General features: G+C 35.0%; 18 protein-coding genes, 4 tRNA genes and 1 pseudogene. 19 read left to right on the top strand and 4 right to left on the bottom strand.

Features of this window, described 5'->3' with window-relative positions; translation table 11 throughout:
• A pseudogene (locus tag EGI24_RS16970) lies at positions 1–306 on the top strand (hypothetical protein); the annotation flags it as partial.
• A 48-nt stretch (positions 307–354) separates the two neighbouring features.
• Here EGI24_RS16970 and EGI24_RS16965 read toward each other — a convergent pair.
• Together EGI24_RS16965 and EGI24_RS16960 are read right to left on the bottom strand one after the other, a co-directional pair.
• Positions 355–438, bottom strand: a tRNA-Leu gene (locus EGI24_RS16965).
• A gap of 76 nt (positions 439–514) precedes the next feature.
• Positions 515–1,243 (bottom strand): SH3 domain-containing protein, encoded by a 729-nt coding sequence (locus EGI24_RS16960; RefSeq protein ID WP_255049730.1) that lies wholly within the window; start codon positions 1,241–1,243, stop codon positions 515–517.
• A gap of 48 nt (positions 1,244–1,291) precedes the next feature.
• Between EGI24_RS16960 and EGI24_RS16955 the strand changes: the two genes are divergently transcribed.
• The 9 genes from EGI24_RS16955 to EGI24_RS16915 all read left to right on the top strand — a co-directional run bounded on the left by EGI24_RS16955 (position 1,292) and on the right by EGI24_RS16915 (position 10,846).
• Positions 1,292–1,364 (top strand) — tRNA-Lys (locus EGI24_RS16955).
• A gap of 35 nt (positions 1,365–1,399) precedes the next feature.
• Positions 1,400–1,472: transfer RNA gene (locus EGI24_RS16950), tRNA-Lys, on the top strand.
• Between the two features lie 190 nt (positions 1,473–1,662).
• On the top strand, positions 1,663–3,072 hold the full coding sequence (gene rlmD, locus EGI24_RS16945) for a 23S rRNA (uracil(1939)-C(5))-methyltransferase RlmD (RefSeq protein WP_255049729.1): 1,410 nt from the start codon (positions 1,663–1,665) through the stop codon (positions 3,070–3,072).
• A 23-nt stretch (positions 3,073–3,095) separates the two neighbouring features.
• The gene (locus EGI24_RS16940; protein ID WP_255049728.1) at positions 3,096–3,941 is read left to right on the top strand and encodes an MBL fold metallo-hydrolase; all 846 of its coding nucleotides are present in this window, start codon (positions 3,096–3,098) and stop codon (positions 3,939–3,941) included.
• 20 nt (positions 3,942–3,961) lie between these two features.
• Positions 3,962–4,723 carry a patatin-like phospholipase family protein gene (locus EGI24_RS16935; RefSeq protein ID WP_255049727.1) on the top strand — a complete coding sequence of 254 codons (762 nt, stop codon included), beginning with the start codon at positions 3,962–3,964 and terminating at the stop codon, positions 4,721–4,723.
• Positions 4,724–4,828: 105 nt separating this feature from the next.
• Positions 4,829–6,970: a tetratricopeptide repeat protein gene (locus EGI24_RS21930; protein ID WP_255049725.1), complete on the top strand. Its 2,142-nt coding sequence runs from the start codon at positions 4,829–4,831 to the stop codon at positions 6,968–6,970.
• 116 nt (positions 6,971–7,086) lie between these two features.
• On the top strand, positions 7,087–8,769 hold the full coding sequence (locus EGI24_RS16925) for a sodium:solute symporter (RefSeq protein WP_255049724.1): 1,683 nt from the start codon (positions 7,087–7,089) through the stop codon (positions 8,767–8,769).
• A 2-nt stretch (positions 8,770–8,771) separates the two neighbouring features.
• Positions 8,772–9,473 (top strand): response regulator transcription factor, encoded by a 702-nt coding sequence (locus EGI24_RS16920; RefSeq protein ID WP_255049723.1) that lies wholly within the window; start codon positions 8,772–8,774, stop codon positions 9,471–9,473.
• A complete protein-coding gene (locus tag EGI24_RS16915; RefSeq protein WP_255049722.1) occupies positions 9,470–10,846 on the top strand; it encodes a HAMP domain-containing sensor histidine kinase in 1,377 nt (458 codons plus the stop codon). The genes EGI24_RS16920 and EGI24_RS16915 overlap by 4 nt, the downstream gene beginning before the upstream one ends.
• 46 nt (positions 10,847–10,892) lie before the next feature.
• Here EGI24_RS16915 and EGI24_RS16910 read toward each other — a convergent pair.
• Positions 10,893–10,966: transfer RNA gene (locus EGI24_RS16910), tRNA-Met, on the bottom strand.
• A gap of 140 nt (positions 10,967–11,106) precedes the next feature.
• Here EGI24_RS16910 and EGI24_RS16905 point away from each other — a divergent pair.
• The 9 genes from EGI24_RS16905 (at position 11,107) to dapB (ending at position 19,665) form a co-directional block, all read left to right on the top strand.
• Positions 11,107–11,487 (top strand): START-like domain-containing protein, encoded by a 381-nt coding sequence (locus tag EGI24_RS16905; protein ID WP_255049721.1) that lies wholly within the window; start codon positions 11,107–11,109, stop codon positions 11,485–11,487.
• A 72-nt stretch (positions 11,488–11,559) separates the two neighbouring features.
• Positions 11,560–13,038: an LptF/LptG family permease gene (locus EGI24_RS16900; RefSeq protein ID WP_255049720.1), complete on the top strand. Its 1,479-nt coding sequence runs from the start codon at positions 11,560–11,562 to the stop codon at positions 13,036–13,038.
• 84 nt (positions 13,039–13,122) lie between these two features.
• Entirely contained in the window at positions 13,123–13,398 is a 276-nt protein-coding gene (gene rpsO / locus EGI24_RS16895) for a 30S ribosomal protein S15 (protein ID WP_255049719.1), read from the top strand.
• Between the two features lie 121 nt (positions 13,399–13,519).
• Positions 13,520–15,661: a polyribonucleotide nucleotidyltransferase gene (gene pnp / locus EGI24_RS16890; protein WP_255049718.1), complete on the top strand. Its 2,142-nt coding sequence runs from the start codon at positions 13,520–13,522 to the stop codon at positions 15,659–15,661.
• An 83-nt stretch (positions 15,662–15,744) separates the two neighbouring features.
• The gene (locus EGI24_RS16885) at positions 15,745–16,608 is read left to right on the top strand and encodes an RNA polymerase sigma factor RpoD/SigA (protein ID WP_255037687.1); all 864 of its coding nucleotides are present in this window, start codon (positions 15,745–15,747) and stop codon (positions 16,606–16,608) included.
• Between the two features lie 103 nt (positions 16,609–16,711).
• A complete protein-coding gene (locus EGI24_RS16880; RefSeq protein ID WP_255049717.1) occupies positions 16,712–17,380 on the top strand; it encodes a ParA family protein in 669 nt (222 codons plus the stop codon).
• A complete protein-coding gene (locus EGI24_RS16875; RefSeq protein ID WP_255049716.1) occupies positions 17,370–18,248 on the top strand; it encodes a ParB/RepB/Spo0J family partition protein in 879 nt (292 codons plus the stop codon). Before EGI24_RS16880 ends, EGI24_RS16875 begins: the two co-directional genes overlap by 11 nt.
• 59 nt (positions 18,249–18,307) lie before the next feature.
• On the top strand, positions 18,308–18,946 hold the full coding sequence (locus tag EGI24_RS16870; RefSeq protein WP_255049715.1) for a DUF5683 domain-containing protein: 639 nt from the start codon (positions 18,308–18,310) through the stop codon (positions 18,944–18,946).
• A gap of 2 nt (positions 18,947–18,948) precedes the next feature.
• Positions 18,949–19,665, top strand: a complete 717-nt coding sequence (dapB, locus tag EGI24_RS16865; protein WP_255049714.1) for a 4-hydroxy-tetrahydrodipicolinate reductase — start codon at positions 18,949–18,951, stop codon at positions 19,663–19,665.
• 36 nt (positions 19,666–19,701) lie between these two features.
• Here the strand turns inward: dapB and EGI24_RS16860 are convergent, their stop codons facing one another.
• Positions 19,702–21,417, bottom strand: a complete 1,716-nt coding sequence (locus tag EGI24_RS16860) for a M61 family metallopeptidase (RefSeq protein ID WP_255049713.1) — start codon at positions 21,415–21,417, stop codon at positions 19,702–19,704.
• Between the last annotated feature and the right edge of the window lie 28 nt (positions 21,418–21,445).

The following is a 21,445-nucleotide window of genomic DNA, read 5'->3' as shown; positions in this document are numbered from 1 at the left end:
GTTATCAATTATTCCGGAGTATCCATAACACCACGATACGAGAAAAAAAGCTTAGAAATAGCAGTTCCTATTGGTATTGAAAACAATTATAAGAACTTGAATATTGGAGCCGCTTTCCGGTATTATGGATTTTATTTTGGCTCAGATAATATTACGGGTTGGTTGAATACCTTCAATCCTCGCGGTGTTTCGGTTTACGCAGGGGCTTTTATTCCTATTTATCACAGTCTTCCCGGTAGTCCATTAAAGTGTTTTGTGGTGGCAAACCCGCAATCCTATCGGAAGAAGAAATTCAGAAGACGATAAAAAAATAGCAGACAATTTCTCAATTATCTGCCTATCAATATGTTAAAGTGACGAAGAAGAGATTCGAACTCTCACAAGCTTTCGCTCACTACCACCTCAAAGTAGCGTGTCTACCAATTCCACCACCTCGCCAATACAGCCGCAAAAATATGTATTAATGCTTAATTAAAAAACTACAAACATAAAAAAAATAAACTTTTTAATGAGCCTATCCATTCAAAATCCACGTATCATTTTTATGGATATACACTATCTTTCTATTCCACAAGACTTTAAGCCATATATCTTCTTGTCCAAAAATATTGATTTTGTTTCCTTTTTCTATGGAACCTATTATCGGTGATCCAGAAGATGGATATTCTCTAAAATAGGTACTCTTATTTATAATGGCCGATTGGTAAGTATTTGGTACATTAATAAAGACCAACAGAAACACGATAAACAAACCCACCAAAATAAGATGTCTCCGTAGAATTTTTTTATTGTATATTTTTTTTCGGAATAGGATAATAAGAATAAATATTCCAATCAGAATAACTGAATAAAGAATAAAAATGTAAAACTGCTGGTATAAAACCAAAATAAAATTCAAGTCACTTCTTTCAAAACCGGTAAACTTGTTCTCCAAAGCCATTTTATTCATTTTTTCAAACACCTCATCGTCCGGATTTAGATTATAATAGTTGTTCAAATAGTAGATAGCTTTCGGAAAATCTCCCAAACTTTCGTAAATATATGCCAGCTTAAGAGAAATATTTGGCTTGTTTACTTGATTATCTTTAAAAATGAGTTCATAAATATTTGCAGCTTCCGAATATTTTTTTGCACTAAATAAAGAATCTGCTTTTTTAGCAACATCATTTTGTGCCTTAGAATCAGCGATTTGAAAGAAAAATAGCAAAAAGAATAATAATAATTTTAAAAAGAGTCTTGGCATTGTTGGGTTAATTTCATAATTTTGCATCCTCATTTGAGACAAGGTCTTGATTCCGTAGCTCAGCTGGTAGAGCAATACACTTTTAATGTATGGGTCCTGGGTTCGAATCCCAGCGGGATCACTTAAGTTTTCAGAAATATTTTTAGAATCATTTTCGATTCCGTAGCTCAGCTGGTAGAGCAATACACTTTTAATGTATGGGTCCTGGGTTCGAATCCCAGCGGGATCACAAAGCGATGAAAAATTCATCGCTTTTTTTATTTCTCCAAAACTCAATTTGTTATTCATCCGATTAATTTAAGATACTGACAAGCAAAATTAATTATTTGATAATTAGAAATAGTTTGAATTCGGATATTATTATTAATAAAATTTTGATGAATCCCATTTCGAAAAGAGAAATTCTAAATAAACTTTAAATGAAAAAAAGTAAGAAAAGAGTAATTGAGAATATCCAAATCTTGGATTTTGCGGCTGAAGGAAAATGTATCGTAAAAGACGATGGCGAGGTTATTTTCGTAGAAGGAAGTAATGTTTGTCCAGGAGACGAAGTAAAGCTCTTGGTTTCTAAAACCAAAAAGAATTTCTCTGAAGGAAGGATTTTGGCAATTAATAAATTATCGACTGATCGTATTCAGCCATTTTGTGAGCACTTTGGCGTTTGCGGTGGCTGCAAATGGCAACATATTCCCTATGAAAAGCAAATTGAACAAAAACAAAAACAAGTATACGATCAATTAACAAGAATTGGAAAAGTTAAACTTCCTCAATTTACGCCCATTTTAGGCTCCTCAAACACTCAATTTTATAGAAACAAACTCGAATACACATTTTCTAATTCTAGATGGCTAACCAACGATGAGGTGGCTTCAGGAGAAGAAATATCAAAGGATGCTCTAGGGTTCCATATTCCAAAGAGATTTGAGAAGGTTTTACCTATCAAAAAATGCTATTTGCAAGGTGATCCATCAAATGCCATAAGAGATTTCTTCACAGATTATGCCCACAAAAGCGGTTTGCCTTTTTATGACCACGTCGTTCACAAAGGTTTTTTTAGGAATGTCATGATCCGAACTACTTCCACAGGCGAAGTGATGGTAGTTTTACAAATTGCCGATGATTCTGTTGAAAAAATAGAAAAAGTTTTGAATGAATTTATTGAAAAGTTTCCAAAAACTACTTCTTTAAACTATTTCATTAATAAAAAGCGAAACGATTCTTATTTTGACCTAGAACCTGTTAACTTTTATGGCCTACCTTATATTACCGAACAAATGGAAGGTTTGAGTTTTAGAATAGGAGTAAAGTCATTCTACCAGACCAATTCTGACCAGGCTTATAATTTATATAAAATAGTTAGAGACTTCGCTCAAATCTCTAAGAATGATTTGGTTTATGATCTATATACTGGTACTGGAACCATAGCCAATTTTGTTGCCAAGAAAGCAAAGAAAGTTATTGGAATTGAATACATAGACGCAGCAGTAGAAGATGCAATCGTCAATTCTAAAATTAACGCCATAGACAATACGCGTTTCTTTGCTGGGGATATGGCCAAAATATTCACAGATGATTTCATTGCACAAAATGGCAAGCCAGATATTGTTATTGTAGATCCGCCTCGTGCAGGTATGGATCGTCCAGTTTGCGAACTTCTTTTAAGAATTTCTCCAAAAAGAATAGTCTATGTAAGCTGTAATCCAGCCACACAAGCCAGAGATATTGAAATATTATCTGCGAAATATGAAGTTGAAAAAATCAACCCTGTTGATATGTTTCCGCATACTTTCCATGTAGAAAATGTAGCGAGTTTAGTTTTAAAGTCTTAATTTTAGGAAATTATACTCTTAAAATGAAGATTTCTATAATCGATGCTGGCAATTTTAAGTTGGATGGAGGAGCTATGTTTGGCGTTGTTCCCAAAACAATTTGGCAAAAGATGGTCCCTGCAGACGAAAATAATCTCTGCAGTTGGAAAATGAGGTGCCTAATGGTAGAAGAAAAGGACCGATTGGTGCTGATTGACACAGGAATGGGTGACAAACAAGCACAAAAATGGCAAAATTTCTACTTTAGACATGGAGATGGAGAAATAATAAAATCTATTCGAGATGCCGGATATCATGAAAATGAAGTGACGGATGTTTTGTTGTCCCATTTACATTTTGATCATTGCGGTGGAGCAGTTTGTTGGAATTCTTCAAAAGACGCATATAGACTTACATTCCCCAATGCAAAATATTGGACGCATAGCCTGCATTGGGAATCGGCGATGAAACCAAATCCGAGAGAAAAAGCCACTTTTTTAACAGAAAATCTCCAAACAATTATTGAAAGCGGTCAATTGAATTTTATTGAACAGATTCAAAATCCACTTGGCGACAAATTTGAGTTCATTTATGCAGATGGCCATACAGAGAAAATGATTATGCCAATCATAAACTACACCGATCAGAAAATTATTTTTGCGGCGGACACCATTCCATCCTTTGCCCATATACATGTGCCATATTGTATGTCTTATGATGTGCGACCATTGCAAACCATGAACGAAAAGTCATTGATTCTTGATAGGATTGTTAAAGAAAACATACTTTTATTATTTGATCATGATGTTGTAAACGAAGTGGCTGAAATTGAAATAACAGACCGAGGATTTAAAGCCAAAAACCTAGGAAAACTCTATGAGTTTATTTGAAAAAAATAAAATCTAACAACATGAAAATAGGCTTAGTATTATCTGGAGGTGGATCAAGAGGATTTGGACATTTAGGTGTATTAAAAGCCATTGATGAACTAAAAATTAAGCCTACTATTATTTCCGGAGCAAGTGTAGGTAGCTTAATTGGAGCATTTTATGCATACGGATACGCCCCCGATGAAATATCAAAAATAATTCTTAAAAAGGGCATTTTTGGTAATATCAAGCTAGCTTTCAATAAGATGGGAATTTTTTCGCTTGAAAAAGTGGAAAAGTTAGTAAAAGAATATTTGCCAGAAAACAGATTTGAATCACTTAAGATTCCTTTGGTTATAGCTGCAACAGAGATACGCCGAGGGGAGATAGTTTATTTCAGATCTGGTAATGACTTAGCAAAAGTAGTAACGGCTTCATGTGCAATTCCTGGCATATTTTCACCAGTAATAATAGCAGGTAAATCATATATTGATGGGGGTGTCCTTAACAATATGCCCATTGAACCCATAGAAAACGAAGTAGATTTAAAAATTGGAATTAATGTAATGCCGATAGAAAGAAAAATGCCTGTAAGTTCGGCAAAGGATATCATAATGAAATCGCTTCTAATGTCTATCGGCGAACAAAGTGCGAGAAAAAACCATAAATTTGATATTTTGATTGAACCCAAAAATATTGTACACTTTAATGGTTTAAGTCTAAAACATGCCAAGGTAATGTTTGATTTGGGTTATAATACCGCCATTGAACAATTACAAAAATCGGCAGAAATGTTTTTATAAAACTTAAAATGCTCAAAAATCGTATTCGGTACTTATTTTGGCATTAAATTGGATAATTATTAGTAAAAATGTTCGTTAAGACTTTCTAAAGAACCTATTCAAAAAGTGAGGAAAATATATTTATTGTTTTTTTTTGTAATCTTCTCCTTATCCTGCAGTCAATATAAAAATGGACCGCTTAGCAAAACATGGCACAATACGAATGCTAAATATAACGCACTTTTAATTGCCCGGGAAGACTACAAAATTGCAATTGAAATTATTCTGACCAACAACAAAGAAACTTACGAGGAAACGCTTCCGATATTTAGAAAAATAGACTCCACAAGACTCGATTCTGCAAAACTGTACTTGACAGATGCCATAAAAAAATCATCGATAATAGCTGAGAGACATTCAAATAGCAGACACCTAGATGAAGCATATTTATTGCTCGGAAAAGCTAGATTAGAAAAACAAGAAATTTTTAATGCCCTCGAAACCTTCAAATATGTAAATACCACCTCCAAATCGGCTTCTGCCAAAACCGAAGCTTTGATATGGCTGATGAGGTCTTATATTGAAAATGAAGATTTGGTAAGTGCTAATCAGGTTTCAGATTTGTTGAAAAGTCAAAAATTGAATGGCAAAAACAAATCCCAATTCCTGGCCACAAAAGCATACTACCATCAACTTCAAAATGAGCCTGCACTTGCTGTAGTTTTCTTGGACGAAGCCTTAAAAACCATGAAAAAAGGTAATGAAAAAGCTCGTTTGCATTTTATTGCTGCTCAGTTATACGCAGCGTTGAACCAGCTTGTCCTTTCAAGAAAAAACTACAACCAAGTACTCAAAAATAAACCCAGTTACGACTTAGAATTTCATGCCAATTTGGGACTTATTTCGAGTCAGTCTCTAGCCAAGAATACAAACATAACGTTTGAGAAAATGCTTGAGGACAGGAAAAATCAAGATTTGAGGAGTAAGATATTTTTTAAAATGGGGGAAACAGAGGCCAAAAAGAATAATTTCGAATCCGCTATTTTGCACTTCAATAAGGCTATTTCTGAATCATTAAACAATCCAATTGAAAAAGCTTCAGCCTATAAAGCACTTGGCGATATGTATTTCGAAAAAATGCTGGACTACGAAATGGCTGGAGTTTATTATGATAGCACATTGATTACTTTGCCAAAAAACGAACAGAATAATTCTCAAATAGGTCAGAAAGCTATGTTTTTGAATGATTTTATTAAATATAAGAAAGCTTATGACCTAGAGGATAGTTTGCAAAGGTTGGCCGCCATGAATCCCAAAGAGCTCGACTACAAACTTGAGCAAATGGTTATTGAGAGAAAAGATGCCAAGAAAAAAGCAGAAGAAAGTTCGATCACAAACTCGGTGCTTAAAACTGCAACAACAAGCACTATGCCCAAAGATTTTAAAAGATGGTTGTTGTATGATCCTGTTGAGTCTATCAAAGCTAAAAACGATTTTGTAAGAAACTGGGGCAATAGGCCATTGGAAGACAACTGGAGACGTTCCGAAAAAACGATGGGTTCATTTAGTATAAAAATTGAGAAACAAACACTCGCTACTGAAAAAACTGGTGTAAAAACCATGGCCAGTTCTGAGATTGAAATGAAAGAGCTACTCGCCAAAAAAGAAATTGATGAAGAAAAGAAGGAACTTCTCAAAAAGATACCTATCAGTAACATTCAAAAGATGGCCTCAAAAAGAAAACAAGAAGAGGCCTTATTTCAAATTGGGAAAATCTACAAATTGAAATTTAACGACGAAGAAAAAGCAAAGACAAGTTTCAATAATTTAATATTGAATTTCCCAAGGTCCGTTTATGAACCCGAAGCTTTGTATTATCTGTCAATAATGGAAAAAGATGCTCAAAATAACGCTTTTTCGGCTAGATTGTTAAAGGACTACCCAGCATCTTCGTTTTCCAGGCAACTAAAAAAAGGCTCTATTAAGTTGAGTGTAGACAAAGAAACAGAAGCTCTGACTTTGTATGCCAAAACATTTGCAATTTACGAAAGCAATCATTTTAGTGAAGCCATTACTCTTATAGATCAAGGACTTAATGAATATGTTGGAAGCCAAATAGAAGATAAAATGGCTATGTTGCGAATCATGATTTTAAGAAAACTAGGCAATAAAGACCAATATATCGTTTCTTTGAATGATTTTATGCGGAGTTATCCAAGTTCGGACTTAATATTGAAAGCCAAAGAATTATTAGCAGTTTTAAACTAAGAAAAAATGACTGAAAAACCTCCTTTTTTTAAATCGTGGAATACGATTTATTATATACTTGCAGGATTTTTGTTGGCTCAGATTATTGTGTATTTTTTACTAACCAAATATTTTTCATGACCAACATTGATTGGCTATTACTTGTACTTACCTTATCTTCAATTATATTTTACGGAATATACAAAAATAGAAAAGATAGCAATATTGATGGCTATCTTCTAGGGAATCAGTCATTACCTTGGTATCATGTAGGTTTTTCTTTGATGGCCACTCAGGCGAGTGCTATTACGTTTTTGTCTGCTCCTGGCCAGGGCTTCACAGATGGGATGCGATTTGTTCAGTTTTATTTTGGACTACCGCTGGCAATGATTGTACTAAGTATTACGTTCGTTCCTATTTTTCATAGATTAAAAGTTTACACAGCTTACGAGTACCTCGAAAACCGCTTTGATGCGAGAGTTAGAATATTTACTGCCATTTTGTTTCTAATTAGTAGAGGCCTAGCCACCGGAATTTCTATTTATGCCCCATCTATTATTTTGTCTACAATTTTCGGTTGGGACATAACTGTTACCAATATCATTATGGGTGGTATAGTACTGGTTTACACCGTTATTGGAGGTACCAAGGCCATTTCATATACCCATTTACAACAAATGTTTTTTGTGACGTTTGCATTGTTTTTTGCAGGTTATTGTGTGGCGAAGCTTTTGCCTGCCGATGTGAGTACCCTAGATGCCATACAAATTGCCGGCAAAACTGGTAGAATGAATATCATAGATTTGAAATTCAACCCCACAGAAAGATATAATCTTTGGTCTGGTTTGATTGGTGGTTTTTTTCTCCAATTGTCTTATTTCGGAACAGATCAATCACAGGTAGGAAGATATCTGACAGGAAAATCTATCAAAGAAAGCCGTATGGGTTTGATAATGAATGGTTTCATTAAAATACCAATGCAATTCGGTATCCTTTTGATTGGTGTTTTGGTTTTTGTTTTTTATTTATTCAATGATTCACCTGTTTTTTATAATAAGGTAGAAGTTGGCAAAATAGAAAATAGCCAATACGCTGCACAGTTTAAAGAGATAGAAGTTAAAAACAATTCTTTAATTAAAGAAAAAAAGCAAGTAGTTGGTGAACTCAAAAATGCACTAAAATCTGAAAATGAGGTAGCAATTTCAGTGAGTAGCGGTGAATTAAATAAAATAATTGACGAACAAAAGAAGCTAAAGTCGGAAGTTTCTGAAATTGTTAAGAAAAACAATCCATCTGGTGATCCCAACGATGTGAATTATATATTTCTGAGATTTATCATGGATTTCTTGCCACATGGATTTATTGGACTGCTAGTGGCTATAATATTTTCGGCTTCTATGGGCTCTGTTGCCTCAGCGTATCATTCTTTGGCCGCAACGAGTTTAGTTGATGTTATTTACAAAACCAAATACAAGCCCAAAGGCGAACAATTGGAGTTAAAATATTCCAAGGCATTGACAATTTTTTGGGGCATTTTTTGTATCCTGGTTGCTTCTTTTGCCCAAAAACTTGGCAATAGTATGATTGAACTCGTAAATATCTTAGGTTCATGGTTTTACGGTATCATCTTGGGGATTTTTCTTGTAGCGTTTTATCTCAAGTCTATAAAAGCGAAACCTATATTTTGGGCCGCTATTTTAGGCCAAATATTAGTAATTTTGATTTGGAAATACGAACTTGTAGCATTTTTATGGCTCAATCCAATTGGCGTTTTGTTGGTAGTTGGATTCAGTTGGGCATTCCAAAAACTTAAAATTTAAATATGAGCGGTTCTAAAAAAATACTAATTGTAGAAGACGACCTAAGAATCGCTCAGAATATCAGCAAAGGTCTTCAAGAAAAGGGTTTTGAAACTGAAATAGCATTTGATGGTAAAATCGGCCTAAAACTAGCCTTGCACAATGATTTTGACTTGATTCTTTTGGACTTAAACCTACCTGGTCTCAATGGCTACGAGGTATGCTCAGAAGTTCGAAAAAAGAAGCCTTCTATACCGATAATAATGCTTACTGCATTGGGCGAAACCGAAGACAAAATAGAAGGTTTTGAAAAAGGTGCGGACGATTACCTCGTTAAACCATTCGATTTTAGAGAGCTTTTGGCTAGAATCAATGTTTTTATAAAAAGAAACCACAAGTCAGATAACGACCATTTTGATACTTTAAAAATTGCCAATTTAGAACTCGATTCGGAGTCAAAAATTGTAATGAGAGATGGGCAAAATATCGAGCTTACACCCAAAGAATTCTCTCTTTTAGAGTATTTAATAAAAAACAAGGGTAGGGTAGTTTCAAAAGCTGATATTGCAGAAAACCTCTGGGAACAGAATAACCAACAAAGCTTAAACGTAATCGAGGTTTATATTAATTTTCTTAGAAAAAAAATAGATAAAGACTTTACTCCCAAACTGATACACACCAAAACAGGTATGGGTTATATTCTGAAAGAAGAGATAGAAAAATGAAAATCAGGACAAAAATAGCTTTCCAATTTACCTTGATCGTTGCTCTCATTTTGGTAGTATTTTCTCTTTCATTGTATTATTTATTAGAAGGCTATACCAAAGACGAGTTCAATAATTATCTAAAAGATCGTGCTCAAACTACAGCAAAACTGCTTATAAAAGAAAAAAACGTAGACAAACGTTTACTCAAAGTTATAGATAGAAACACACTTTCAAGCCTTTATGCCGCGGAAGTTTTAGTTTTTAATGATGAAAATTTAGTGACCTACAGCAACATTGACTCCGTAAACAAATTTCCGTATAGCCCTGAAATTTTAGAAAAAATTAGGAAATTTAAATACCATGAAGCCGACTACAAAAATAAAAAAGTGGTAGGTTTAATGTATACAGATGAAGAACTCAAAAAAGATTACCTGATATTAGCCCAAGCCGAAGATACTTATGGCGAACAAAAACTTGAAAGAATAAAAGATGCCATGACCATCGGCTTGGTTTCTTCTATATTACTTACCGTTATTTTCGGGTTTGTATTTGCTGGTCAATCACTTAAGCCTATTTCCAGAATAAATCAAGAAGTTTCCAAAATAACGGCCCGAGACTTAACAAAAAAACTCAGTACAGGCAATAATAAAGATGAAATAGCTCAATTGGCAAGAAATTTCAATGAGATGCTTTCTAGGATAGAAAAGTCTTTTGAACTTCAGAAAAGCTTTGTAAGCAACGCTTCTCATGAGCTTCGAACACCGCTGGCTGCCATAAAGTCGGAGATTCAAGTGGCATTGGAAAAAGACCGTACTCCACAACAATACAAAGAAATTTTAAAATCATTGAATATTGATAACCAACGCCTAATTCAATTGATAAATGGACTTCTTCAATTGGCTAAATCTGAAAAAGGAGACAAGTCTTTACAAATGGTGCCAATTAGGATAGATGAGGTACTTTTTGAAGTTCAAGACGAACTTCAGCATCAACACCAAAACTATCGCATTTCTATTGATTTTGAAGAAATACCCGATGACGACGAAACCGTTACGGTAAATGGAAACAAATCTTTATTAAAAACCCTTTTTAATAATCTGATTGATAATGCTTGTAAATACTCAGAAAATAACATGGCGGTTATCAATATTCGATTTAACAACAGCAACTGTATCATCAATGTGGCTGACACTGGAATTGGAATATCTTCAGACGACCACGAAAAAATATTTGAGCCATTTTTTAGAACCAAAAATGCCTCAAACTACAAAGGTCATGGTATAGGGCTTTCCATCTGCAAGCGTATTGTGGATATTCATGGAGGCAGAATAATCCTCAAAAGTGAACTTGGAAAAGGCAGCAATTTCAATGTGATATTGCCGCATCTTTAAAAGAATTTAATATTTTTTTTTGGAAAAACAAAAAGAGAAGAATGTGTAGCGGGAAGGGGAATCGAACCCCTGACCTCCGGGTTATGAATCCGACGCTCTAACCATCTGAGCTACCCCGCCGTTGAATCGAGGTGCAAAAGTATAAAACTTTGTATTACTTCCAAAACCTTTTTTAAAACTTCTTCAAAAAATTAATTATTTCTTATTTTTTCTTGCATTAATAAAGCAAATACTTTAAATCGAATCAAAAAGATATTTGTATGTCAAAATTCAAATTTACCCAAGAGTTCCCATTTAAAACCTCTCCTAAGGTTTTATACAATTATATCAGTACAGCAGGTGGTTTACAGCAGTGGTTTGCAGATAAAGTTACAATGGACAGCAATCATTTGTTTCATTTTACTTGGGATACCGAAGTGCACGTGGCTGAACTTACCTCTACAAGGTTGAACAAGTCTACCCGCTTCGATTTTGTGGGACCAGACGAAGGAAATTTCTTGGAGTTTAAACTTGTCACAAGCGAAATCGACAACTCTATCTTTTTAAAAGTAACAGACTGCTCTGACAACGATGATCCATCAGATTTGGAAACCGTGTGGAAAGGCCTAATTGCTGAGCTTAAAGAAATAGTAGGGGGGTGATGTTTCTTAATAAAACTTAATTATTTTGATTTAGAGGAAAAGATAGCGATTTTTGTATCGAAATCTGCTTCTATGAAAAAAATAGACAAGTTATTTGTTAGAGCTTACTTGGGTCCGTTTATATTGACTACCACCATTGTAGTCTTTATTTTCTTGATGAGATTTTTGATGATGTATTTCAATGATTTTATCGGCAAAGACCTAGGACTACTCGTATTCGGAAAGCTTTTCATGTACTTTTCTTTAATCACAGTTCCTACAGCTTTACCACTGGCTACTTTACTGGCCACGCTTATGTGTTTTGGCAATTTGGGCGAACATACAGAACTCACCGCCATGAAATCGGCTGGTATTCCACTTTCAAGACTTATTGTTCCCACATTCGTTTTGTCTCTCTTAGTTGCGATTGGATCGTTTTTTTACAACAATTATGTAAACCCTTGGGCTAACCTTAAAGGTTACTCATTGCTGTGGGATGTAAAAACCACCAAAATGACGCTTAATATCCAAGAAGGCATATTTTACAAGGAAATTCCAGGATACAGGATAAAAGTGCAGAAAAAACTACCTGATGGCAGAACCATGAAAAACGTGATTGTTTACGACCATACCAGCAACAACGGCAATAAAAACATCACTATAGCAGACTCTGGCAAGATGTACACCATGTACAACGACAACTATTTGATATTTGAGCTTTTTAATGGTAGAAACTACATGGAGCATCAAAATAGCTTCAATACTTATGATGAGACCCAATTCACTAAGAATAATTTCAGAAAAAATAAAATCGTTTTCTCTTTAGAAAGCTTTGGTATAAAACGCACGAATGAGGACCAATTTAGGTACCACGAATACATGAAAAACATCGGTGAGTTGACCCAAAAAATAGATTCTACTAGAATTGAGATAAACAAAAGCATTGACGATCAAACAGAGCAACTAAAAGCTCAAAATTCTTTTCTTTTCAAAAAAGTTAGACAGGAAGATAGTTTGAAATTGGTAAAAATTACTGAAGGCCCATGGATAGACAAAAAACTAAACGAACTCAAATCTGGCTATCGCTCAAAGGAGACTGAAGAGTATGCTTTGTCACACATTCAAAACCTAAAATCACAAATTGAAACAGATTTAAATATACTTACTTCCAAACAAAAAGATGTTTGGAGATCTGATGTGGAACGTTGGCATAAGTTGACCATGGCCTTTTCCTGTTTGGTTTTCTTCTTGGTAGGCTCTTCTTTAGGTTCTATTATCAAAAAAGGTGGCTTTGGAATGCCTGTTTTAATCTCAATAAGCTTCTTTATTTTTTATTACGTGTTGATGCAGTTAGGAGACAAATACGCCAAAGAAGGTCTTATACCAGTTATTGTAGGTGTTTGGATGCCCAACTTTATATTACTTATCATTGGATTGGTACTTATTCGGAAGGCTTCAAATGATGCAAGGCTTTTTGAAAATGATACTTATTACACCTTTTTCAACAAAGTATCCAATATTTTTCTTCGATTAAAGAAAGGCAAAACACAACAAAGTCTACAAAATAATTAGTAGTTTGATACTTAAATATTTCCAATAAAGTATTATCTTTGCAATTGTTTTTATTTATTTATCATTTAATCTAGGTTAAAATCAATGTATTTAACTCCGGAAAAGAAAGAAGAGATTTTCGAATCTAAAGGTCTCATCAGAAAAGCATCTGACACTGGTTCTGCTGAATCACAGATTGCATTATTTACATTTAGAATAGCTCACCTTACCGAGCACTTGAAAGTTCACAAACATGACTATTCAACTCGTGCAGGACTATTGAAATTAGTTGGTAAGCGTCGTAGACTGCTTGACTATCTACAAAAGATAGAAATCGGTCGCTACAGAGCCATTATTGCTGAATTAGGCATTCGTAAATAAAAATGAGGGAATCTTTCACGAGATTCCCCTTTTTTTCTTTAAAACAAGAATTATTATCCCCGCGGAATAAAGGATTAAATAGTTGTATCAAAAGCGGAAATACAACACAAAAATTAACTAAATGTTCAACGTTTTTTCTCAAACCATCCAAATGCCGGATGGACAAACCATTACCCTAGAAACCGGAAAGTTGGCTCGTCAAGCCGACGGATCTGTTGTATTACGAAGTGGTAATTTAATGATGTTGGCTACTGTTTGTGCCAACAAAGAACACAAAGAAGGTACCGATTTCCTCCCATTATCTGTAGATTATCAAGAAAAATTTGCTTCGGCAGGTAAAATACCTGGTAGTTTCCAAAGAAGAGAGGGTAAATTGTCTGACAATGAGGTTCTAATCTCCAGATTAATTGACCGTGCCCTTAGGCCTATCTTCCCTGAAGATTTTCATGCTGAGGTTCAAGTAATGGTGACATTACACTCTTCAGATGCTAGTATTCAGCCAGATGCATTAGCAGCTTTGGCAGCTTCAGCAGCCATTATGGTTTCCGACATTCCTTTCAACGGACCAATATCTGAAGTTAGAGTATGTAAAATAAACGGTGAGTACAGAGTCAATCCACCTGTTTCTGAAATTGAAAAGGCTGATTTAGACCTTATAGTGGCCGGAACAATAGACAGTATATTGATGGTAGAAGGGGAAGGAAACGAAATTTCTGAAACCGAAATGGTAGAAGCGATGAAAGTCGCTCATGATGCTATTAAACTACAAGTAACTGCCCAAAAAGAACTTGAAGCGAAAGTAGGAAATACAACTAAACGTGAATATTGCCATGAAACGCACGACGAAGAGTTGAAAAAGAAAATGTACAATGAGCTTTTTGATAAAGTTTATGCAGTATGTACAATTGGCGGCGGCAAAAACAACAGAAGTGAAGGATTTGCAAGCATTTTGAAAGAATTCAAAGAAAGCCTTCCGGAAGAAGAAAGAAGTAATTCGTTGCATAAAGTATATTTTGGAGACATCACTTATGATGCTTCTAGAAAGATGGTTTTGGATGAAGGTAAACGTTTGGATGGACGTAAACTTGACGAAATCAGACCTATTACATGTGAAGTTGACTACTTGCCATCGGCACACGGTTCAGCTTTGTTTACAAGAGGGGAAACACAATCATTGTCAACAACAACATTAGGTACCAAACTTGACGAGCAAATTGTAGATCAAGCAATGGTAAAAGGATATTCAAGATTCTATTTACACTATAATTTCCCAGGATTTTCAACTGGAGAAGTTAGACCAAATAGAGGAGTAGGTAGAAGAGAAATAGGTCATGGAAATTTGGCCCAGAGATCTTTGAAAAAAGTATTGCCACCTGATGACCAAAACCCATACACGATAAGAATAATTAGTGATATATTAGAATCAAACGGTTCTTCGTCAATGGCTACGGTTTGTGCTGGTTGTTTATCACTAATGGATGCAGGCGTGCCAATCAAAGCACCAGTTTCGGGTATCGCAATGGGACTGATTACAGATCAAGAAAGTGGCAAATGGGCGGTTTTGTCTGATATATTAGGAGACGAAGATCATTTGGGAGACATGGACTTTAAAGTTACGGGTACTTCTAAAGGTATTGTAGCTTGTCAAATGGACATTAAAATTGGAGGTTTATCATTTGATATTATTGAAAAAGCTCTTAACCAAGCCAAAGCTGGACGTTTGCATATATTGGGTAAAATGACAGAGGTCATTGCCAAACCAAATGATGACTTAAAACCTCATGCACCTCGTGCTCACACCATCATTATTGAAAGAGAATTGATTGGTGCGGTAATTGGGCCAGGAGGTAAAGTTGTTCAGGAGATCCAAAGAGAGTCTGGAGCAACTGTAAACATAGAAGAAAAAGACAACAAAGGTTATATCTCTATTTTTGCAACAAATGGGGACAGTATGAATGCTGCTCGTAAGAGAATTGAGGGCATTGTAAAAATGCCAGAAGTTGGAGAAGTTTATGAATCAGTAGTTAAATCCATACAGCCATTTGGTGCTTTCTGTGAGTTTTTACCAGGAAAAGAAGGCTTACTTCATATTTCGGAAATCAGTTGGGAGCGTTTGCCAAGCATGGATGGTGTCTTGAAAGAAGGAGATCAACTTCAAGTTAAATTAACTGAAGTGGATAAGAAAACTGGAAAGTACAGATTGTCTAGGAAGATTTTATTGCCAAGACCTCCGAGAGAAGAAAAACCACAGACTGAACAATAATAAACTTTTGTTTGTTGTTAAATCAGTCGGGAAATAATGTCTAAAACTTAGACTTTCATTAAAAAATAACTTGATTTCATAAAATGAGACAGCTCAAAATAAGTAAACAAATCACCAACAGAGAGAGTCAATCTCTTGATAAATACCTTCAGGAAATCGGTAAAGTGGACCTTTTAACTCCCGACGAAGAAGTTATTTTGGCTCAAAAAATCAGAGATGGAGACCAATTGTCTTTGGAAAGATTGACAAAAGCTAACCTAAGATTTGTTGTTTCGGTAGCAAAACAATATCAAAATCAGGGTCTTTCACTTGGTGACCTTATAAATGAAGGAAACTTAGGTCTTATCAAAGCCGCACAAAGATTTGACGAGACGAGAGGTTTTAAATTTATTTCATATGCGGTTTGGTGGATTCGTCAAAGTATTCTTCAAGCTTTGGCTGAACAGTCAAGAATTGTAAGATTACCTCTTAACAGAGTCGGTTCATTGAACAAAATCTCAAAGACTTTCTCAGAATTGGAGCAAAAGTTTGAAAGAGAACCGTCTCCAGAGGAATTGGCAGAGGTTCTTGAAATATCAGCCAACGAAGTTGTGGACACTATGAAAATTTCTGGTAGACACGTATCTGTTGATGCTCCGTTTGTACAAGGTGAAGAAAACAGCCTTTTGGACGTATTGGAAAACGATACCGAAATTAGACCTGACCAAGAATTGATGAACGACTCCTTAAGAAGAGAAGTTCTTAGAGCACTTTCTACCCTAACGCAAAGAGAAGCCGAAGTAATTATGTTCTACTTTGGACTAAATGGTGAGCAAGCAATGACTCTTGAAGAGATAGGTGAGAAATTTAACTTGACAAGAGAAAGAGTGAGACAGATAAAAGAAAAGGCCATCCGAAGGCTTAGACAAACCTCAAGAAGTAAAGCTCTAAAAGCATATTTAGGATAAAAAATTAAGAGGTTCAAATTTGAGCCTCTTTTTTTTAGCAAAACATCAAGGTTAGATTTGTTGTTTGAAAAGATTTGAACCAACTTTGTGATTATTTTTAATGATGGCTGATAAAATAGGGATATATAGTATTGATAAAAACTGTGGTAAAACCACCACTGTGGCCTTTTTAGCTGAAAGTTTCGCAACTTTGAGTACCAATGTTTTGGTCGTAGATTTAGACCCTAAGAATTATTTTTCTAAGTTTTTAGGATTAGAATTAAAGGTCTCAGACAGAGATCAAATTCAACAGGTCAAGATTGGCCAATCAGCTTGGAAGTATTTAAAAGTAGGGCAAGACTTGGAAAAGCTTTTAAATAAGATAAAGGAATTTGATACCGAATATGACTATATAATTTTCGATTTTCCTTCTTTTGAATCAGAAAGTAATACAGAAGTCTTAAAAATTCTTAATAAAGTAATTATTCCAATCGAATGTGAGTTTTTTGGAATAGATCAGTTAAACGTTACTATCGAAAAAATCTTAGAAATTGAGAACTTAAAAATAGACGGAATACTGCTAACAAAGTACGATGAGAAAAATCAGATAATGCCAAACTACATTAAGTTTATAAAAGAGAATTTTTCGGATTTAATATACAATACGATCATTTCAAGAAACTATTATTTGGGTTTACCCAATTTTACGATTGAAAATCTAAATAAATATGTTCCAAATGTGGGTTTTGCAGATTATCTAAAACTAGCCAACGAAATACAAAATGATAAATAAGAAAAGAATGGGGTTGGGGCGAGGTTTAGGTGCTTTGTTACCCGAAAAAGAGATGGAGGAAAATGACGCTCAAAGTATTGAAACTTATGAAATAAGTGTTGATAGCATTGAAACAAACCCCTACCAGCCTAGAACGCATTTTGATTCAGATGCACTGATTGAACTTAAAGAGTCTATTCAGGTCCAAGGCATAATTCAACCGATTACAGTTCGTAAAATAGCCAACGGTTACCAATTAATCTCTGGAGAGAGAAGACTTCAGGCTTCAAGATTAGCGGGGCTTTCTAAAATACCTGCCTACATAAGAGAAGCTACCGATCAACAAATGCTTGAAATGGGCTTAATTGAGAACATTCAGCGGGAGAATCTTAATCCAATGGAGGTTGCATTGGCTTATTCACGATTGTTGAAAGAGTGTAATATTAAGCAAGATGAGCTCGGTTCAAGAGTAGGTAAAGATAGGACTACTGTTAATAATTACTTGCGGTTGTTGAATCTCCCAAAAGTTATACAAACAGGACTTGCAGAAAAAAAACTAAGCATGGGCCACGCGAGGGCTCTTTTGGGGATAGAGAATGAAGATTTGCTTTTAAGTACCTATCAAGAAATTTTGAATAAAGAGTTCTCTGTAAGAAAAGTTGAGGATTTGGTAAGAGAAATTAATTCTGGTCTAAAAGTTAAAAAGACTACCAATGAAACTTCCAAAAAACCTTCAAAAATTGTTTTAGAGGATTTACAAATAAAACTATCCCAACTTTTTAGCAAAAAAGTAGCTGTAGTGGCGGATTCTAAATCGAAAGGAGAAATCAAAATTCCTTTCGGCTCTAAAGAAGAACTAGAAGAGATATTAGCTAAACTAAAAAAATAATCCTGATTTTGATAAGGCAAATAATACGATTTCTTGCTTTAACCCTATGTGTTTTCTTTTTGAAAACAACCTATGCTGTGGCACAAAATGACAGTCTTACTAGAAAAACGCCTATACCAATAGCCAAAATAGACAGTTTGAACAAGAAAGTAGTTCCGTTTGATACAAGTAGGGGTGCAAAACTGAGGAGTTTTGGAAAAAATAGTAAATATACTTTTAGAAAGACTTTTGGAATAGACTCTTTGACGGCCAAAGATGTCCCTAAAATAGCTTTCGTGAGATCAATGATTTTACCTGGTTGGGGACAAATGACTAATAAAAATTATCTAAAGCTGCCGCTAATTTATGGGGCCGCTGGGGTTGGAGGTTATTTTATTGTAAGAAATAATCAGCTTTATCAAAAGTACAAAGGTTATGTAATAGAAATGAAGGCCGCTGGATTGAGTGAAAGAGTGATTGATGGGGCAGGACCATATTCAATTACGTTAATTACGACAGCTGCCAACCAATATAGACGATACAAACAGTTGAGTTTTGTTGGTTTAGGGCTTGGATGGCTTCTTTTCGCCATTGAAGCCAACGTTTCCGCACATCTAAAAACTTTTGATGTTTCAAGGGATATTTCTATGAAAATATCTCCAAGCATTTTAGAAAATAATCAAACATTAGGCATTAAAATGGCCTTTAACTTTAAATAATAATGAGAATTGCACTTTTGGGGTATGGAAAAATGGGAAAAGCTATCGAAAAAGTGGCTTTGGAAAGAGGCCATGAAGTAGTTTTTAAAATTGATCTTAACAATTCCGCAGAAAAACAACTTATTAATAAAGACAGTGTCGATGTGGTCATAGAATTTAGTTCACCGCATTCTGCATACGCCAATTTAGAGTTTTGTATGTCGAAAGGTCTCAAAACTGTATGTGGTACAACAGGCTGGTTAGAGTCCAGAAAAGAAATAGAGCAACTATGTGTTGAAAACAAGGCTGCATTTTTTTATGCCAGCAACTACAGCATCGGAGTAAACTTGTTTTTTAAAATAAATGAACTCCTAGCAAAGCTTATGGCACCGCATGAGCAGTATGAAATATTCACTAGTGAAATTCACCATACAGAAAAACTTGATGCCCCTAGTGGAACCGCTATAACCCTAGCAGAAGGAATTATAAACAATAATTCAGCTAAAAAATCTTGGGTCAATAATCAAATTGCAGCTAAAGAAGAACTGGCCATTTGGTCATCAAGAGAAGGCAAAGTGCCTGGAACGCACACTGTAAAGTACATTTCTGAAATAGACGAATTAGAAATAAAACATGTGGCTTACACCCGATTGGGCTTTGCACTTGGGGCTGTTGTAGCTGCCGAGTGGCTCAAAGACAAAGAAGGGGTTTACGGAATGAACGACTTATTGAGTTTATAAAAAAAATGGCCAGAAATTGATTCTGGCCATTTTAATTTAAAGGTGAAGCCATTTTTTGTAATTCTTTTTGGCTTGTTCTTCTTGTGTTTTATTGTAAACAAGCCTAATTCCTTGTGTTGGATTTTCTATTAAAGGAATATCATATTCAAAAATATTCCCACTCCTTAGTACTTCTATGTTTATATTCTCGCCAACTTTCTTATTTTTAAGGGCGTCATCCAACGAAGTAAACGCTTTTTTATCAACACGAATTATTTCGTCATTTACATATATCCCATTTTTATAAGCTCCAGATTCCCTTTCTATTCTTGTCACTGTGCTATTTCTCATTGTCAACCCCAGCCAAGGCTTATCTTTTTGCGTTTTAAAAAAATTTGCGTTAATGTCAACATATTCAAAAAACTTCGTATAATCTATGGTTTCAGTTCCATAAATGCAGTTTTCGAAAAACTTGGTCAAATCTTTGCCTGATACTGTTTCACATGCTTTCTTAAACTCATCATCTGTAAAGCCGACGTTTTTAGCGAGATATTTTTCTTTATAAAGAAGCCGTAATACATCATCCAATGATTTTTCTGCATGGGTTTCTCCTATGATAAGCATATTTAATACATTGGCTATAACACCGCCTTTCGTGTAGTAAGACACCGTTGAATTATTCGAATTTTCATTAGGTCTGTAGTATTTTATCCAAGCATCCCACGACGCTTCTGCGACAGACTGTACTTTATTCCCATAAGTACTCTCTATGGCATTAATTCCATAAGCCACCTGGCTTAACATTTTATTTTCGTCTATCAAACCTGCCCTTCTTAAAATATCGTGCTGATAGTAGGAAGTAAAACCTTCAGACACCCAAAGCATATTCGTATAATTCTCGTTTTCATAATCAAATGGCCCAAGTGCGACTGGCCTAAGTCTTTTTACATTCCAAAGATGAAAATACTCATGAGCAATTAATCCTAAAAAACCAATATACTTATCTCTATTTTCATAAGCTTCTGGACTGGTCTGGCAAGTAGTTGAATTCAAATGTTCTAGTCCACCCCCAATTCCAGGCAAATGATGTATAATGAACAAGTAATTTTTGCAAGGATGAGGACCTCCAATCACTGTTGAAGCAGCTTCGACAACTTTTTTATAATCAGCCGCAACTTGGTTTTTATCGTAGTTGAGCGGTTCCAAAGAATAATTGGCTATCGTATGTTTTACACCCATACTCTCAAACTCAATTATGTCCTGATTCCCAATTTCTATTGGGCTATCTACCAAAGTATCAAAGTCCTGAACTTCGAAAGTATTTTTTGAAATTTGAGGTAAAGCAACTGAAACTTTTAAAAATGATTTATGCGGTACAACTTCCAAAATGGACATTTCCTTCATCAGTTCTGGAACAAACATAAATACTGCCGCACCATTGGCATAACCATGTGAACCGTCCAAATGAGCATTCCTTACACTCAATTCGTTGGCATAAACCCGATATTTAACTTCTATCTTTTTTGTATCTCCTAGAAATACTCGCCAAGTGTTTTTGGAGGTCTTTTGATATTTAAGATTCTTTTTTGATGAATTTGCCTCAAATCCCTCAACGTTTTTGGCATATTCTCTTATTAGATATGACCCTGGAGTCCAAGCGGCCATTTTAAAATCGACAAAATCCTTAGCGTTGTTTTTTTCAGACAAATCCAAAGCAATTTTAACCTCAAAATAATGCGTATGAGGTTGGGGCATAGACAGTTCGTAAGTCATGCTATATTTTTTTAAAGGTTGATTTTTT

The organism is Lacihabitans sp. CS3-21 (assembly GCF_024343675.1).
Lineage (GTDB): Bacteria > Bacteroidota > Bacteroidia > Cytophagales > Spirosomataceae > Leadbetterella.
Note: the sequence above shows the minus strand (reverse complement) of the source record. Positions and strands in the feature narration are given on the sequence as shown.

What these genes read in the sequence shown, in the direction of transcription:
- EGI24_RS16960 (WP_255049730.1), bottom strand. Translation starts at nt 1,243, where the DNA reads ATGCCAAGACTCTTTTTAAAATTATTATTATTCTTTTTGCTATTTTTC.
- rlmD (WP_255049729.1), top strand. Translation starts at nt 1,663, where the DNA reads ATGAAAAAAAGTAAGAAAAGAGTAATTGAGAATATCCAAATCTTGGAT.
- EGI24_RS16940 (WP_255049728.1), top strand. Translation starts at nt 3,096, where the DNA reads ATGAAGATTTCTATAATCGATGCTGGCAATTTTAAGTTGGATGGAGGA.
- EGI24_RS16935 (WP_255049727.1), top strand. Translation starts at nt 3,962, where the DNA reads ATGAAAATAGGCTTAGTATTATCTGGAGGTGGATCAAGAGGATTTGGA.
- EGI24_RS16925 (WP_255049724.1), top strand. Translation starts at nt 7,087, where the DNA reads ATGACCAACATTGATTGGCTATTACTTGTACTTACCTTATCTTCAATT.
- EGI24_RS16920 (WP_255049723.1), top strand. Translation starts at nt 8,772, where the DNA reads ATGAGCGGTTCTAAAAAAATACTAATTGTAGAAGACGACCTAAGAATC.
- EGI24_RS16915 (WP_255049722.1), top strand. Translation starts at nt 9,470, where the DNA reads ATGAAAATCAGGACAAAAATAGCTTTCCAATTTACCTTGATCGTTGCT.
- EGI24_RS16905 (WP_255049721.1), top strand. Translation starts at nt 11,107, where the DNA reads ATGTCAAAATTCAAATTTACCCAAGAGTTCCCATTTAAAACCTCTCCT.
- EGI24_RS16900 (WP_255049720.1), top strand. Translation starts at nt 11,560, where the DNA reads ATGAAAAAAATAGACAAGTTATTTGTTAGAGCTTACTTGGGTCCGTTT.
- rpsO (WP_255049719.1), top strand. Translation starts at nt 13,123, where the DNA reads ATGTATTTAACTCCGGAAAAGAAAGAAGAGATTTTCGAATCTAAAGGT.
- pnp (WP_255049718.1), top strand. Translation starts at nt 13,520, where the DNA reads ATGTTCAACGTTTTTTCTCAAACCATCCAAATGCCGGATGGACAAACC.
- EGI24_RS16885 (WP_255037687.1), top strand. Translation starts at nt 15,745, where the DNA reads ATGAGACAGCTCAAAATAAGTAAACAAATCACCAACAGAGAGAGTCAA.
- EGI24_RS16880 (WP_255049717.1), top strand. Translation starts at nt 16,712, where the DNA reads ATGGCTGATAAAATAGGGATATATAGTATTGATAAAAACTGTGGTAAA.
- EGI24_RS16875 (WP_255049716.1), top strand. Translation starts at nt 17,370, where the DNA reads ATGATAAATAAGAAAAGAATGGGGTTGGGGCGAGGTTTAGGTGCTTTG.
- dapB (WP_255049714.1), top strand. Translation starts at nt 18,949, where the DNA reads ATGAGAATTGCACTTTTGGGGTATGGAAAAATGGGAAAAGCTATCGAA.
- EGI24_RS16860 (WP_255049713.1), bottom strand. Translation starts at nt 21,417, where the DNA reads ATGACTTACGAACTGTCTATGCCCCAACCTCATACGCATTATTTTGAG.